General features: G+C 70.1%; 16 protein-coding genes and 1 pseudogene. 8 read left to right on the top strand and 9 right to left on the bottom strand.

Annotation, left to right across the window (positions count from 1 at the left end):
• Nucleotides 1-74: 74 nt before the first annotated feature.
• Nucleotides 75-1364, top strand: a complete 1290-nt coding sequence (locus ACFRU2_RS00220) for a cation:proton antiporter (RefSeq protein WP_382967779.1) — start codon at nucleotides 75-77, stop codon at nucleotides 1362-1364.
• A gap of 159 nt (nucleotides 1365-1523) precedes the next feature.
• On the opposite strand, the gene ACFRU2_RS00215 is transcribed toward ACFRU2_RS00220, so the two are convergent.
• The 5 genes from ACFRU2_RS00215 to ACFRU2_RS00195 form a co-directional block, all read right to left on the bottom strand.
• The gene (locus ACFRU2_RS00215) at nucleotides 1524-2009 is read right to left on the bottom strand and encodes a DUF3618 domain-containing protein (protein ID WP_382966318.1); all 486 of its coding nucleotides are present in this window, start codon (nucleotides 2007-2009) and stop codon (nucleotides 1524-1526) included.
• Entirely contained in the window at nucleotides 2006-2419 is a 414-nt protein-coding gene (locus ACFRU2_RS00210) for a phage holin family protein (protein WP_382966317.1), read from the bottom strand. Before ACFRU2_RS00210 ends, ACFRU2_RS00215 begins: the two co-directional genes overlap by 4 nt.
• A gap of 111 nt (nucleotides 2420-2530) precedes the next feature.
• A complete protein-coding gene (locus ACFRU2_RS00205; RefSeq protein WP_382966316.1) occupies nucleotides 2531-3577 on the bottom strand; it encodes a YihY/virulence factor BrkB family protein in 1047 nt (348 codons plus the stop codon).
• A 60-nt stretch (nucleotides 3578-3637) separates the two neighbouring features.
• Nucleotides 3638-4321, bottom strand: coding sequence for a DUF6766 family protein (locus tag ACFRU2_RS00200; RefSeq protein WP_382966315.1), 684 nt, complete (start codon nucleotides 4319-4321; stop codon nucleotides 3638-3640).
• Between the two features lie 81 nt (nucleotides 4322-4402).
• Nucleotides 4403-4804: a hypothetical protein gene (locus ACFRU2_RS00195; protein WP_382966314.1), complete on the bottom strand. Its 402-nt coding sequence runs from the start codon at nucleotides 4802-4804 to the stop codon at nucleotides 4403-4405.
• Between the two features lie 230 nt (nucleotides 4805-5034).
• On the opposite strand from ACFRU2_RS00195, the gene ACFRU2_RS00190 reads away from it, so the two are divergent.
• Both ACFRU2_RS00190 and ACFRU2_RS00185 read left to right on the top strand, forming a co-directional pair.
• A complete protein-coding gene (locus tag ACFRU2_RS00190) occupies nucleotides 5035-5430 on the top strand; it encodes a hemerythrin domain-containing protein (RefSeq protein ID WP_382966313.1) in 396 nt (131 codons plus the stop codon).
• 166 nt (nucleotides 5431-5596) lie between these two features.
• A complete protein-coding gene (locus ACFRU2_RS00185; protein ID WP_382966312.1) occupies nucleotides 5597-5911 on the top strand; it encodes an isoamylase early set domain-containing protein in 315 nt (104 codons plus the stop codon).
• A 57-nt stretch (nucleotides 5912-5968) separates the two neighbouring features.
• On the opposite strand, the gene ACFRU2_RS00180 is transcribed toward ACFRU2_RS00185, so the two are convergent.
• Together ACFRU2_RS00180 and ACFRU2_RS00175 are read right to left on the bottom strand one after the other, a co-directional pair.
• The gene (locus ACFRU2_RS00180) at nucleotides 5969-7069 is read right to left on the bottom strand and encodes an aromatic acid exporter family protein (protein ID WP_382966311.1); all 1101 of its coding nucleotides are present in this window, start codon (nucleotides 7067-7069) and stop codon (nucleotides 5969-5971) included.
• Nucleotides 7070-7185: 116 nt separating this feature from the next.
• Nucleotides 7186-7581 carry a DUF1622 domain-containing protein gene (locus ACFRU2_RS00175; protein ID WP_382967777.1) on the bottom strand — a complete coding sequence of 132 codons (396 nt, stop codon included), beginning with the start codon at nucleotides 7579-7581 and terminating at the stop codon, nucleotides 7186-7188.
• A gap of 159 nt (nucleotides 7582-7740) precedes the next feature.
• On the opposite strand from ACFRU2_RS00175, the gene ACFRU2_RS00170 reads away from it, so the two are divergent.
• Both ACFRU2_RS00170 and ACFRU2_RS00165 read left to right on the top strand, forming a co-directional pair.
• A complete protein-coding gene (locus ACFRU2_RS00170; RefSeq protein ID WP_382966310.1) occupies nucleotides 7741-8019 on the top strand; it encodes a GlsB/YeaQ/YmgE family stress response membrane protein in 279 nt (92 codons plus the stop codon).
• Between the two features lie 167 nt (nucleotides 8020-8186).
• Nucleotides 8187-8366: pseudogene (locus ACFRU2_RS00165) on the top strand (M20/M25/M40 family metallo-hydrolase); the annotation flags it as partial.
• Between the two features lie 174 nt (nucleotides 8367-8540).
• Here ACFRU2_RS00165 and ACFRU2_RS00160 read toward each other — a convergent pair.
• Nucleotides 8541-10007: an aminotransferase class I/II-fold pyridoxal phosphate-dependent enzyme gene (locus ACFRU2_RS00160; RefSeq protein ID WP_382966309.1), complete on the bottom strand. Its 1467-nt coding sequence runs from the start codon at nucleotides 10005-10007 to the stop codon at nucleotides 8541-8543.
• 495 nt (nucleotides 10008-10502) lie between these two features.
• Nucleotides 10503-10718, bottom strand: a complete 216-nt coding sequence (locus ACFRU2_RS00155) for a hypothetical protein (RefSeq protein ID WP_382966308.1) — start codon at nucleotides 10716-10718, stop codon at nucleotides 10503-10505.
• 357 nt (nucleotides 10719-11075) lie between these two features.
• Here ACFRU2_RS00155 and ACFRU2_RS00150 point away from each other — a divergent pair, with 357 nt between their 5' ends.
• The 3 genes from ACFRU2_RS00150 (at nucleotide 11076) to ACFRU2_RS00140 (ending at nucleotide 14249) form a co-directional block, all read left to right on the top strand.
• Entirely contained in the window at nucleotides 11076-11267 is a 192-nt protein-coding gene (locus ACFRU2_RS00150) for a hypothetical protein (RefSeq protein ID WP_382966307.1), read from the top strand.
• 8 nt (nucleotides 11268-11275) lie between these two features.
• On the top strand, nucleotides 11276-12367 hold the full coding sequence (locus tag ACFRU2_RS00145) for a DNA topoisomerase IB (RefSeq protein WP_382966306.1): 1092 nt from the start codon (nucleotides 11276-11278) through the stop codon (nucleotides 12365-12367).
• A gap of 160 nt (nucleotides 12368-12527) precedes the next feature.
• Nucleotides 12528-14249: a PP2C family protein-serine/threonine phosphatase gene (locus ACFRU2_RS00140; protein ID WP_382966305.1), complete on the top strand. Its 1722-nt coding sequence runs from the start codon at nucleotides 12528-12530 to the stop codon at nucleotides 14247-14249.
• Nucleotides 14250-14572 lie beyond the last annotated feature (323 nt).

Raw genomic sequence — 14572 nt, 5'->3', positions numbered from 1 at the left:
GCTGCCCGTCCCAAGATCGGGTAGGCGGGCCCCACGAGGGCTTCGCATGGGAATGGTGATCTGACTTGCTGGGATTGACGGGGATCGACGTGGTGTACACCTGCGCCGGGCTGGGGGCTCTGTGCGCGGCGGTGCTGCCTACCGCCCTCGCCAGGCGGCCCCTGTCCTTGCCGATGGTGTTCCTGGCAGCGGGTTTCCTGGTGTTCCTGCTGCCGCTCGACGCGCTCCCGGCGCTCGACCCCGTGCGGCACCGGGGCGTGGTGGAGCACCTCACGGAGGTCTGTGTCGTGGTCGCGTTGATGGGCGCGGGTCTGGCCATCAACCGGCCGCCGGGCCGGCGTGCCTGGTCGACGACGTGGCGGCTGCTGGGCTTGGCCATGCCCCTGACGATCCTGCTCACCGCGGCCGTGGCGGGGTGGCTGGTGGGGTGGCCACCGCCCGTGGCCCTGCTGGTGGCGGCCGCCCTTGCCCCCACGGACCCGGTCTTGGCCGCGGAGGTGCGCGTAGGCGAGCCGACCGATGATGAGGACGACGAGGACGAGGTCCGCTTCGCGCTGACCAGCGAGGCCGGCCTCAACGACGGCCTGGCCTTCCCGTTCGTCCTGGCCGCCATCGCGCTGACCGCGGCTTCGGCGACGGGCTGGTCCACGGAGGGACTCTGGCACTGGGTATGGAGCGACATCCTGGTGCGCAGCACGGTGGGCCTGGCGGTCGGGCTCGGAGTCGGACGTCTGCTGGGCTGGATGTTCTTCCAGGCCTCCTGGAAGGCGCTACGGCTCTCCGAACACCGTGAGGGCTTCGTCGCGCTGGCCGCCACCTTCACGGCCTACGGGCTGGCCGAACTGCTCCACGGCTACGGGTTCCTCGCCGTCTTCGTAGCCGCCTGCACGATCCGCAACGCCGAGCGCGCCCACCGGTACCACCGCGTCATGCACGCCTTCACCGATCAGATCGAAAGGCTGCTCACCGCGGTCATCCTCTTCCTCGTAGGCGGCTTCATCGCCGACGGCGGCCTCGCCGCGCTGACCTGGCGCGGGGCCCTTCTCGGGCTCGTGCTCTTCGTGCTGATCCGCCCGACAGTCGGCTGGGCCGTCCAGATGCGGGGCAAGGCAAGGGGCAAGGAGCGGGCCGCCATCGCGTTCTTCGGCATCCGGGGCATCGGTTCGTTCTTCTACCTCGCGTACGCACTCGGAGAAGCGGAGTTCGCCGCGCCCGCCCGGGAGCTGTGGGCGGTGGTGACCTTCACCGTGCTGCTGTCGGTACTCCTGCACGGGGTTGCGGCCACACCCGTCACCACCCGGCTCGACCGCTCCGCCACGGACGGCCCAGGTGAACGCGTCGCCAAGCACGAGGACCCGGCCTGACTGGTTACGGGCGCGGTCACGGGGGCGGGATATTCCATCGGCCACGGCTCGCGGCCGGCCGGGGCCGGACCGACGCAGTGGACGCGGGCAACGCGCAGGGGGTGCCGACCGCCTCGTGGAAAGGGGCGGCCGACACCATTCCCGTCAGCCCGGCCGTGTTCACCGGCGTCCCCGACCGCGGCGCACCAGCAGGAAGACGGCCACGGCGACTCCGACCGCGAGGAGCGGGGTGCGGTTGACGCGCGCGGCGGCCGCTGCTTGTTCGGCCTTCTCCCGGAGCGGATCAGGGGCCCTGTCCGCCGCGTACCGGCTCGCCTTGGCCATCCTCTCCCGTACCTGCGCCGCGGCCTGCACGGACTTCTCCAGGACGGGGTCGGGCGTCTTGTCCTTCACCAGCTGGGCAACCTGCCCGGCCTTCTCGTGGATCTGACCGGAGACCAGAGCCGCCTTCTCCGCGGCCTGGTCCTTGACGGCAGCCGTCTTCTCCTTCGTCTGGGCCTTGACGTCGGCCTTCGCGGCGAGGGCCTCGACGGTCCGGCCTAGCTCGTCACGGGTTCGCTCGATCTGCTCGCGCAGTTCCGCGGAGCCGTTGGGGGCGGGGGCGGGCGTGGGGGTGCCGATGTTGGTTCGGGCGTCCTCGTTCATCGGTGTGCCTTCTCCTTGATCTCGGCCAGGTCGGCCTTGACGCTGTCGATGGTCTGCTCGGGAGCCGGCGGGCCGGCCTGTGCGACCTGCTTCCTGCCGGCCAGCACGGTCAGCGCCGCCACGATCCCCAGGACCGCGGTGATGACGAGGGCCGACGCCCATAGCGGGAGGACCAGCGCGAGCGCGGCGATACAGGTCGCGGTCAGGGCCTGGAGCGCCAGGACGCCGAGCAGTCCCGCCGCACCGAAGAGGCCTCCGCCCTTGCCGTAACGCTTGCCTTTGTCGGTCATCTCCGTCCGGGCCAGCCGCATCTCCTCGCGCACCAGTTCAGAAATCTGCTGCGAGGCGCGCGAGACCAGGACGCCCACCGAGTCGTCGGCGACGCGAGGTTCCTGCTCTGCCGTGCTCATGAGGGGAACACCTTGCCTTCCTCGTCGGGATGTTCATGCCGTCCTCGCGGCGCGGCTACCCCGCAACCGCCCCCTCACCCGCCCGGGCGCCCAGTGCTGTACGAACTGCGGTCATTGCTCCATGCGGCGACGGTCGCCGTCGGTCCAGGCCCGGGTGTCGCGGGGCTCCACATAGGGTTCCTCGTCCGCGGGCAGCCCTCCGGCGATCGCGCGCTGGCGACTCAGTTCGGCGTCGAACTCCAGGCCGAGGAGGATCGCGAGGTTGGTGATCCACAGCCAGACCAGGAAGATGATCACGCCGGCGAGAGTGCCGTACGTCTTGTTGTACGAGGCGAAGTTGGCGACGTAGAGCGCGAAGCCGGCCGAGGCGGCCATCCAGATGGTCAGCGCCAGGACGCTGCCCGGTGTCACCCACTTGAATCCTCGGCCCTTCGCGTTCGGGGCAGCCCAGTAGAGGATCGCGATCATGATGGTGACGAGGAGGACCAGGACCGGCCACTTCGCGATCGACCATACGGTCAGGGCGGTGCCCCCGATCCCCAGGGCGCTTCCCGCCTGTCGGGCCAGGGAGCCGGAGAAGACGACGATGAGCGCACTGGCGCAGGCCAGGACCATCAGCGTGACGGTGAGGCCCAGGCGCAGCGGAAGGATCTTCCACACCGGGCGCCCCTCGGGCATGTCGTAGACGGCGTTCGAGCTGCGGATGAACGCCGCGATGTAGCCGGACGCCGACCACAGGGCGAGGACCAGCCCGACGATCGCCAGCAGCGATCCCACCCCGGAGCGTCCCTGGAGCTGCTGCACCGCGTCGCTGACCACGTCCCGCGCCGAGCCGGGAGCGAGTTTCCGCAGGTTGTCCAGGACCCGCGTCGTCGCGGACTCCCCCGCGATGCCCAACAAGGACACGAGCACCAGCAGGGCGGGGAAGAGGGCCAGGACCCCGTAGTAGGTGAGCGCCGCGGCCCGGTCGGCGAGCTCGTCGTCCTTGAACTCCTTCACGGTGCCGCGCAGGACTGCCTTCCACGAACGCTTCGGCAGCTCGGTGAGCTGGTCGGGCGCCCGCTCCACCACCCACGGATCCGGCCCCACCGTACTCCCGGGGCCGGTCTCCCCGCCCTGATCGTCTCCATCGCGGCCTGGCTTCGATGTACGTGTCATACCTGGCGGCTTTCCAGGTTGGCGCCACTCATGTAAGCGGCGGCCTGCCCATCGCGGCATTCAGCCTTCGATGCCGGTGGCGGAGTGGGCCGCTCCGACGGGCTTGGACTCGGGTGAGCCGCGCTGGCGGAGGTAGACCGCGAGGATCGCCATGGAGGCGACGGCGAGGAGTTCGGACTGCCAGTTCTGCAGGGTGCGGTTCCAGAACTCCGCCGAGGTCACGTACGTGAGCCAGCCGACCGGGTCCTGCAGTTCGCGGAGTTGTTCTTCGTTGAAGGCGATGCGGCCGGTGACGGACTGGGCCAGCCACGACAGGACGAAGATCAGGAACATCACGATGCCGAGCGAGCGCGAGTAGAGACTCCGGCGCAGGCCGGGGGCGGAGGCCGATTTCGGTGAGTCGGGCGTGGCCCAAGCGCCCACCTTCTGCTCGCGATCGGTTTCGGTGCCGGCCTTGTCGAGCGGCTTGGATTCCGGGGATCCCCGTTGCAGGAGCCAAACGGTGCCGACGATGTAGAGGAAGAACTGGAGGAACTCCGACTGCCAGTTCTCGGTGACGTCGACCATGAAGTCCGAGGTGAACAGGTAGTCGGGGAACGACAAGGGCTGCAGGCTCTGCGCCGTCAGGACGCTGTTCAGCTCGGCGTGGCCGGCGATCGACTGGCCCGCGAGAGTGAGGAGGAAGCCCGTGCCGAAGGCGAGGGTGAGCCCGTTCTCACGGACGAACCGATTGAATCCGCTCACCGTTGCATCAGTCCCACGGTGAACGCGTAGGCCAATCCGCCGAACACGACGGTCAGGCAGAGCAGGAACATCGCGCGCACCTCAGTCACCCTTCAGCTCGCACCGGTACGGGCGGCCCTGCCGGGGTGTGCAGCCGGCAGCTGTCACTTTCCACCCGTCCGTGAAAAGAGCCAGGAAGACGCTGTCGTGGGGGTAGACGACACGTGCCTGCGACCCGTAGACGACCGCCGACTTCGCCGGTTCCCGCGCCCCGCTGAGCCCCAGGCCCTGCAGGGCGGTTGGGCAGGGCTCCTCCTGTGCCAGTTCCACGCGGGTCCCGGGGGCCAGCGCTTCGCACCCACGGGCACCGTCCCCGTCCACGAGGGCCCTCTCGAATGCCGCAGCCGCCGACCCTGCCGCCCGGTTCCTCTCGTCGCCCGTGGCGCACCCGGTGAGCGCCAGGCACAACAGGGGCAGCAGAAAGCGGACGGCGATCGGGCGCATGACCCGAGCATGGACGACACATCCCGGCCCGCAGATCCGGCCGCCTGCGACACGCAGGGCCATACCCCGGTGAGCGGAAACACGGACACTCACCAGGCCGGCGTTGGCGAGCGCCGGGCTTGGACCGGTGAGCTGGAGTGAGCCCGAAGCCCCCTTCCGCCCCTCGCTCATAGCAGTCGGCGTATGCGCCTCACGCGTTCGGTCCAACCCCGTCCCCCCGGCAGGTCTGCATGCTTCCGGATCGGGTACACGGCGTCAGGGCAGCCCGGCCGGGCTGTCCGGTTCTTCACACGTGGATCGAGGAGAAGATCTTCTACCCGGCCGCCCGGGAGGCCGCGCCCGACACGAAGGACCACGTCCTCGAAAGCGTCGAGGAGCACCACGTGGTGGTGTGGATGCTGTCCGAGCTCAAGGATCTCGACCCGAAGGACGAGCGGTTCGACGCCAAGATGACCGTCCTCATGGAGAACGTCCGCCACCACGTCGAGGAGGAGGAGAAGGAGTGGTTCCCCGAGGTCCGCAAGGCCATGGGCCGCAACCGCCTCAGCGAACTCGGCGAAGAGATGGAGAGCGCCAAGAAGAAGGCCCCCGCCGAGCCGCTCGCCGTCCCCAGCGCCAAGCACTGACCCCGTCCCTCGCGAACTCGGACGAGCTGCGTCCTATCGGCCACAAAGGGCTGCAGTCTGGGCCAGGCGTGCGACGTCGTGTCGTGATGGAGGTGCGTCTGGGGCACGCGGCACCGACGATGGTCTCGTACCCCCGCCTCCCCTGCTATCGCCAGGAGCCCGCCCCGTGCTGGAGCAGATCCCGCGCAAGGACCGCACCCGAGTCACCTTCGTCCTGCCCGCCGATGCTCCGCCCGGGCCTGTTTCCGTGGTGGGTGACTTCAACGGCTGGCAGCCCGGCGTGCATCCCCTGACGCCCCGCAAGGACGGCCGACGCGCCGTCTCCGTCGACCTGCCCAGCGAGAGCACCCACACCTTCCGCTACCTCGCCGCCGGGGACTACTGGTTCAACGACGACACGGCGGCCGAACACGACGGCCCCAACAGCCGTCTTCACACGGTGAGTGCTCCTTCTCAAACACCTGGCGCTATCCGCCTCTGACACCCGGCCGCAGCAAGGTGGAACGGCTCGCCGCGGGGAGGCGGCCTCTTCACCGAATCAAGACGCCGGGGCAAGGGCGCGCTGTCCTGTACGGAGCTCCGCCAGCAGCCGTCCGGCGTCGGTGAGCAGCGCGCCCCACAGCGTCTGCGCTCGAGGGGCGGCGCTTGCTGTCTCGTTCTGCACACGGTCCAGCTCGGCTTCGGCCTCACCGATCAAGCACTCGAGGCGGTCGATGTCCGTGCGGTCCGCCCTGCCCAGCTCCTCCACCGCCTGGGCGGCCGCCCGCAGTACGGAACCGAATCCGGCACGGAAGGAGCCAGGGAGCCTGTCGATCTCTCCGGTGCCCAACGCGTGATCCACGGCTCGGGTCATGGAGCGCAGATGGTCCAGGCTGCGCTCCCCGGTGTCGGCGACCTCGCGGGCACGGGCCAGTGCACCGTCGGCGTCGGCTGCGCCCTGGCGCGGGTTCAGCCGGCCGTTCTCGACCTCCCTGTCGATGCTGTCCTGGATGTTCCGGCAGTCTGCGGACAGGCTGCGCCAGTCCCGACGCCACTGCCGCACGCGCGCGCCGTCGGGTTCACTCGCCTCCAAGGTGTCGGCCAGAGCACTGACGCGTCGGCTCATGTCGGTGCAAAGGCGCGCGACGGCCTGTCGGCGATGGCCGGTGTGCCGTGCGGGGGCGAGAACAAGATGGGCGCCGAGGCCGCAGAGAGCGCCGATGGCCACGGCAGCCGCCAAGTATCCGACGTAGTCGATGCGGCCCTGCCCGGAGGAGAAGGCGAAGAAGCCCACGATGGCCACCTGGGCACCCTGCTTCCCGAGCCGCCTCACCCGGCCGGCCCACAGGCCGAGGAGGGTGAGCAGGCCGAACGACCAGCCGTGGATGCCGACCGTAGCCGCAAGCATGGCCGCGAGCGTGGCGCCCACCACCATGGCCAGCAGGTACTGAGTACAGTCGCGCGCGGACCGGTAGACGGTCGCCTGGAGCGCCACCAGCGCCGTGAACGGAGCGAACGTGGAGACGGTGGGCGGGAGAAGATAGCGGGCCAGGACCCAGGCGGCCATGGCCGCCACCACGCACTTGGCATTCAGCAGCAGATCATCACGCTCCCGCCCCGGTGCCGCCACCGCGCGCCGTACGTAGCGGCCCCTCGCCACAGCCTCGGTCCTCACCTTCCCCGCGCCGCTGCCCCGCTTGGACAAGCTGATCACCCCCGAGTTCGAATGCCCATCCGGTGCAGGTCAACCGGCTTGGAAAGGCCGATGCGTCCGGGTCAGGTGGGACGAGCAGCGCTCGCCCCACTCCACTCGTGCTCAATTTCCGCGCGTTCCTTGGCGATCTCGCGGGTGAGTAAGAAGTTCAAGGCGGTACGGATGGCGGCGATGGCCGCGAGCTGACCAATCTCGGTGAAACTGGGTGCGACGGCCGTACGCAGCACATCGCCGGCCAGCTGGAATTCCAGTCCGAGGACGAGAAAGCGGCCCAGGCTTAGCCGGATCTTGTTGAACTCGCCCAGCAGGGACCGTCTGCGGATGCCGGTCACGGTGAACCGGACGAAGGCCCACACCGCGCCCACGAAGATGATCAACGCGCCGGCCGCCTCGATCACGTGGACGAGCCAGCCGATCATTCCGCGCAGCGCGGACTCGGACAGCAGTTCTCCGGACAGCGTCATAGAGGTGCCTCTACCCGCTGTGCGCCCGCTACACGGTGCGGCCCGGGCCGAGGCACGAAATCCGGAGGATGAGCGATCCAGACGTTTGAAGGCCGCCTGACGGTACAGACGATGGACTGACACCGACTTCATCCAACGAGGTAGGAGACCTTCATGGGCATCATTGCTTGGATCCTCATCGGGCTGTTCGCCGGCCTCATCGCGAAGGCCTTGATGCCGGGCAGGGACCCGGGCGGCATCATCATCACCGTGCTCATCGGCATCGCCGGCGGTCTGCTCGGCGGCTGGCTCGGTAAGGTCATCTTCGGCGTCGACTCGATCGATGGCTTTTTCGACCTCTCCACCTGGATCGCTGCCGTGGCCGGCTCGGTCATCCTCCTGGCCCTCTACCGCCTCGTCACCGGCGGTCGGCACTCGCACCGCCACGCCTGACCCCACGCCTCCCCGCGTGACCGGCCCGCCGCGAAGACCGACTTCGCGGCGGGCCTTCCTCGACGCCAGGAAGGGGCGGAACGGCGCGTGCCCGGCGGACGATTGAGCATGAGCGCCCGCGAAGCTGCGAGGAGGAGACATGGACGATCCATCCGAGGACATGTACCGACGCGCTGCCGGAGCTGGGACACGCCTGCGGACACAACCTGATCGCGGCGGCCGGGCTGGGAGCCGCGCTCGCACTGCACAGCGTCTCGGACCCGGTCGAGGGAACGGTCCTGGTCGTGGGGACACCCGCGGAGGAGCGGGGCGGGGGCAAGGTCGCACTGGCCGAAGCCGGCACGTTCACCCGGGCATGGGCCCGGCTGCGCGAGAAGGCGGCCCAAGGTCTCTGACCACGGGGCCGCTCCGGTAGCCCGGGCCCGGATCATGAGCCACCACCGCATACGGGCCGGACCTTCGCACCTTCTCCCCCACGCGTCGCGGCGGTCCGTCGCCCATTTCCGGGGTCGTCGCCGGTATCAGCTTTCGCGCAGCACCCGCACGCTCGCGACGTTCCTGTCGACCGCGTCGGGGACGACCATGCCCGCCTCGACTCCGGAGCGCAGGTAGCGCAGGACATCGGCGGTGAGGCGTTCGCCCGGCAGCGCCGCCGGGATTCCCGGCGGGTAGGGAGTCAGCATCTCGGCGGCGATCCGTCCGTCCGCCTTCTCCCAGGGCACTTGTTCGGTCGGTCCGAAGAAGGCATCACGGGGCAGGGCTGCTTGTTCCAGTCGGAGCCGGGACGGCGGCGGGACGTCGACCGGCTGTCCGGTGCGCAGCTGCGGGGCGTGTGCGGCCAGATCGGTCAGGGCCGTCAGCAGGGTCTCGGCCGTGGTGTGGTCGTCGGCGTGGGTGAGCTGGGCGCTGATGCGCCGGTGGTCGGCGATGTGGAGGTTGATCCGGTGGTTCTCCCGTAGCCAGTCGGCTGCCTTGTAGCCGGTGAGCTCCCATGCGCTGATGTCGATGATGATCTGCAGGGGGTCCATGTCCGCTGCTTTGCCGGGCCCGCAGAAGTCCTCGCGGCCGTGCACGCGCATGCCGTCGATGCGGGAGATGCGGCCGCGGACTTGGTGCGCCACGGCCAGTGCGTCGTCGTAGAGGACCCTTCCCTGCTCGACCATCTGCCGGCGCCAGCCGTCCAGCGCCGCGTAGACGAGCACGGAGGGGCTGGTGGTGCCGAGCAGGTCCTCGCGGCTCCTGAGGACCTCAGGTTTGACCAGGTCCCCCTGGAGGTGGAAGACCGAGCTCTGCTCCAGCCCCGAGCCCATTTTGTGCACTGAGGTCACGCAGATGTCGGCTCCCGCGTCCATGGCCCACGTGGGCAGGTCGGGGTGGAAGGGCAGGTGGGCGCCCCATGCCTCGTCGACGATCAGGGGGCGGCCCCGCCGGTGGCAGACCTGGGCGATGGCGGCCAGGTCGGAACAGGTTCCGTACGGGGTCGGCGTGGTCACCAGTGCTCCGCGGGCGTCGGGATGTTCGGCGAAGGCCGCCTCGAAGGCCTCGGCGGACGGCGGGTGCGCAAGGTGGCGTTCGGCGTCCCATTGCGGGTCGACCCAGACGGGCCGGATGCCCGAGAGGATCAGGCCCGAGACGACGGACTTGTGGGCGTCACGCCCCACCAGCAGCTTCTCGTGCGGTCCTGCGACGGACAGCATCGCCGACTTCACCGACAGGGAACTTCCGCAGGTGGAGAAGAAAGCGTGGTCGGCGCCGACGGCCTCGGCCATCAGGGCCTGTGCCGCGGCCACCACGGCGTGGGAAGACGTCCGGTCGTCCAGCCCGCTCGTGGCCAGCACGTCGGATCGGAACACCGCGTCCCCGAGCACCGCGCGCACGCGGGGGTCGGCGCCCTTCCCCTGCTTGTGACCCGGCGGCGTGAACGACGTGTGTCCGCCGGCGTGATAGGCGGCCAATGCCTCGAGTACCGGTGCCTTCGACTGATTCATGGACCGCGCCTGCCCGGCAGCAGCCGGTGAAAACAGCCCACCGGCGCACGCAGGGGCTTCTTCCCTTCGATCCGGTGCGGGTCGGTCAGGCGCCGGGCCCAGCATCGTCGTCATCCCTCACCGCTGCCCACGGCGTGGCGCCGCATGCGTGCGCACGGCACCCTGGGGGCGGGGACCGATCATGGCCACCTCGATGGGCCGCCGCACCGAGGTGGGGTGGCCTGCCGGTCCTGGTCGGCGTCACCAGGCCGCCCATCGAAGAGGCGCCGACAACCTTGCACCGGCAGCCAGCGAGACCGGCCCTACGTGTCCTGGTCGTCGGCTGGCAGCTCCAGCACTTCTCGGCCGATGTGACGGGCATCCGCAGGCGCGGCGCGTCGGCACGCAAGCGGTACGCCCTGGCGGTTTTTCGGCGGCTGATCGAGGAGTGGACAGCCCGCACGAGACCTCGCGGCTCCACAAGGTGGTGCGGGCACAGGGGGCCCTGCCCGTTCCTCACATGGAGGGTTCCCATTCCTCGGGGCCGGCACCTCGCCACTCCACGAAGTCGGAGTCGGTGAGGTCCACGTCCTCGGCGTTCTCAAGCCCCGCCTCGGCAAGGAAGACGCGGATGTCGGCCGGACGGTGCGCGACTCCGATGGCGGTGCCGTCATAGCGGACCCGGCGCCAGCCCTGTGCGTCAGGCGGGTAGACGATCAGCTTTGCGGACATACGCCCACCCTCTGCTCTGGATGCTCCTGGAGAACGTGGCCGCATGCAACCGGGTGACACCTATATGCGCTCCCCGCTCCGCCGGAACGGCGACTGAGTCACCCGGCTGCGCGCGGCGGCACGTACGCGCTGGAAGATCCTCGCAGTGTTGCAGGGCCTGTGTCGGGCTCTTACGTCAATCTCGGCTGGGCTCGCTCGCTCGGCTGGCTGTCGCCGGTCATGATCAGTCCTCGGGTCGGTGGGGAGTCTCCCTTCCAGGCAAACAGCGGATGGGCCGACGCGCCACAGGGGACACGGCAGCGGTGGACTCAGCTCACGGCTGGGGTGTGGCAGCGTCGGCGGGGGTATACGCCCTGCATGAATGACACAAATACCTGGAAACCCGGCGAAATAGTGCACCAGAGTGGAATCTACGCCTGCGACTGCGGCAAGGAGCACCTCTGGAGCAAGAGCACCGATGTCCGCGGGCACCGGTTCCCCCCGCTGCCCTACGACTGCCAAGGGCAGGGCTGGACGTTGCGCACCCAGGCCCATCCCGGCGCCGACTGACTACTGCCGTGCGCCTGCGGACGAGCGATTCTCAAGCACCGGGGTGGCGCCGCGTGCGCCACGGCCGCGGTTTCCGCTACCTGGACACGGCCGGGAAGCCCCTGTCTGCCGCCGACCGGGAACGGCTCCGAGCCCTCGTGATCCCTCCGGCATGGCAGGACGTGTGGATCTGTCCTTGGCCGAACGGCCACATCCAGGCACTGGGAACGGACGACGCCGGGCGACGCCAGTACCTGTATCACCCCGCGTTCCGGGAACACCAGGACGCGGCGAAGCACGAGCACGTCCAGGACGTGGCCCGCTCGCTGCCACGCCTACGGAAGCAGGTGGCGCGGGACCTGACCGGCCGCGGCCTGACCCGCTCCCGCGTGCTCGCCTGCATCACCCGCCTCCTTGACCTGGGATTCATCCGCATCGGTGGCGAGCGTTACGCCCGCGACAACGGCAGCTTCGGGCTCACCACGCTCCTGCGGGAGCACGCCACCTGCCGGAAGGGCGAAATCAGGCTTCACTTCCCCGCCAAGTCGGGCAAGGACGTCGCCCGCGCGATGGTGGACGAGCGGGCCCACTCAGTGGTCCGGGCTCTGCTACGGCGCAAGGACGGGAGCCCGAGGCTCTTCGCCTACTGGGAGCACGGAACCTGGCACGACGTCCACGCCGCGGACCTCAACGCCTACCTGCGGGACTGCTCGGGGCAAGACGTGACGGCGAAGGACTTCAGGACCTGGTACGCCACCGTGCTGGCCGCGGTCGCGCTGGCCGTCTCCGAAAGCACCGCGGACGAGTCCAGCGCCCGTCGCGGCAAAGTAGTGGCGCGCGCTGTGCGCGAGGTCAGCGACTACCTGGGCAACACACCCGCCGTGTGCCGGGCCTCCTACATCCACCCCCGCCTCATCGAGCTCTACGAAGACGGCCGGACCATCGCGGACGCCCTCGGAAAGCTGGGCAAGGACGGCACGTTCGGCCGGCCTGCCACTCACGGTGCCGTCGAGCGCGCGGTCCTGCGACTCCTGCAGTCCGATGCCGCGAAGGCACCGGGCAGCGGCCCGAGAGGGACCCGTCCGACGAGCCGGGCGCGTGGTGTGACCAAGGCCGGGTAGTCGCAACAGCGAGGCATCGGCCGCGCCCGCGACGCCCTGCGGTCGTCGGGGAACCGGCTCTGCGGCTGTCCGTCCTTCGGTTCTCGGGCGGCCGATGGAGGCGAACAGTGACAAGGTCCTAGAACATCCCTGTTTTCTCTCCGCTTCCTTGTGAGGAACGTTGTCGCCTCTGATCCCGCAGGACCCGGGTTCGCTGAAGGAACTCCTCGCGCGTGAGGTCGCGGCCCTGCGCAAGGCCGTCGTCAGCGCCGCGGGCGTGCGGCCGGACGAGGGAAGGCCCACGTCCGCTCCGGCGGACGGTCCGCCGCAAGCGTGCGCCTGCGGCGGGGGCGACGGCCCGGGGCACTCCTGCGGCGACGAGCCGGAGGGCCACGATCCGTGGGCATGCGTGTGCGCCACGCTGCCCGCCATCCCGGTTTCCGCGGCACTGCTCGTGCCCGTCCGCGACGACGCCGGCCGGACCGTGGACTTCACCGTGCGGGCGGGGAACCACGTCCGTCCGGCCCGGTGGCTGGAGTCACCCGACCGCCACGTGGGCAGCACACTGCGGGACGTCCAGCCGGGAGCCGCCGCCGGCGGCCTGGTCGACGCGCTGGCCGGAGTGCTCCGCTCCGGGCGCGCCCTGAAGGCGCTGGCGGTGGACTACACCGAGCGCCGCGGGGAAGGCCTGCACCGCACGCAGTTGCTCTACGAGGCCGCCTCCTGCGGGGACAACGTCCTGGCGACCTGGCGGCCCGCCCACAACCGTGCGGAGCTCCTGTCGCGCGACGCCCAGTACATCGCGTCCATGGGCTGGGGCACCTGGGACCTGCTGTCGGGCGAGACCGTCTGGTCCGAGGGCCTGTGCTCGCTCTTCCGCACCGACGCGGCGCGGCCCCTGTCGCTGCCGGATCTCTGCGATGCCGTTCTGCTGGAGGACGTACCCCACTTCGGGAAGTTGCTGACGGGTCTGCTCGACGGGGAGGAGCCTCCCGGGGTCGAGGTCCGCTTCAGCGTGTTCGGCGAGATCCGGACCCTGCACCTGGTGGGCCGTCCCGTCCTCTCCACGGACGGGCTCGTGTGGTCGGTGCACCTCATCGCCCGCGACCTGACGGCTCAGGTCCGCAGCAGGCAACGGCTCGCGGCGACCCGGCGCCAGTCGGAGCAGCTGCGCGAGGAAGCGGCCGCCGAGCGGCGGGTGGCCTCGGTGCTGAGGGAGGCCTTGATGCCCACCCACTCGGCCGAGCTCGCCGGGCTCGGGCTGTCCGTCGCAGCCGCTTACGTTCCCGCGGAATCAGAGGCCGCCGTCGGCGGAGACTGGTACAAGTGCCGGCTGCTGCCCGACGGCCGGGGCCTGCTCGCCATCGGGGACGCCTGCGGACACGGCCTGGGCGCCGTCGCGCGGATGGCGCAGCAGCGCCACGCCCTGGCCGGCCTCGCTCACGCTCCGGGAACCCACGCCGGCCAGCTCACCACCTGGCTCAACGAGCTCCTGTGCGGCGACCCGGCAGCCCAGACCGCGACCGGGATCATCGGACACGTCGACGCCCAGCGGGACTTCCGCTGGGCTTGCGCGGGCCATCTGGCACCGCTCCTGCTGCGCGACGGCCGGGCGACGGCCCTCGACACCGGCCACCGCGGCCCGCTGTTCGGCATGCTGCCCGGGCACGAGTACGCCACGGCGACCCTGGCGCTCCGGCCCAGCGACCTCCTGCTGCTCTACACCGACGGCATGGTCGAACGACGCGGGGAGGACATCACCACGGGCATCGACGCCCTCCTCGTGGAACTGGAGGCGTGCGAGGGCCTCACCGCCCAGGAGGCACTCGACCGCATCATGGCCGCGTACACACCGGAAACCCATGAGGACGACACCTGTCTGCTCGCCATCCGGCTGGACTGACCACCTGGGCGTGCGGGTTCGCGCGGACCGGTGCCGGACGGTTAGCCCACGCGATCGGGGTAGGAGGGTCGCATGTTCAATCACCGAGTCGTTCGTGCGATCGCTGTACTCGCCATCAGCTGGGCGACGTTGACGGGCGTCGAGCGGCGGAGCGAGGGTGCCCGGGGCGACCTCGAAGATCCGGATGCCACCGGTCAGGAAGGGAACGGGACGACGGGGAGGGCCTCATGACAGACCGGCGCCGCAACGCCAGGCGGTTCTCCGTCGGTTCGCTGCTGCAGCGGTCCTCGCTCGGTCCGCACTTCCTGACGGAGGCCCTTACC

It is taken from the genome of Streptomyces sp. NPDC056883 (genome assembly GCF_042788835.1).
Lineage (GTDB): Bacteria > Actinomycetota > Actinomycetes > Streptomycetales > Streptomycetaceae > Streptomyces > Streptomyces stoeckheimensis.
Note: the sequence above shows the minus strand (reverse complement) of the source record. Positions and strands in the feature narration are given on the sequence as shown.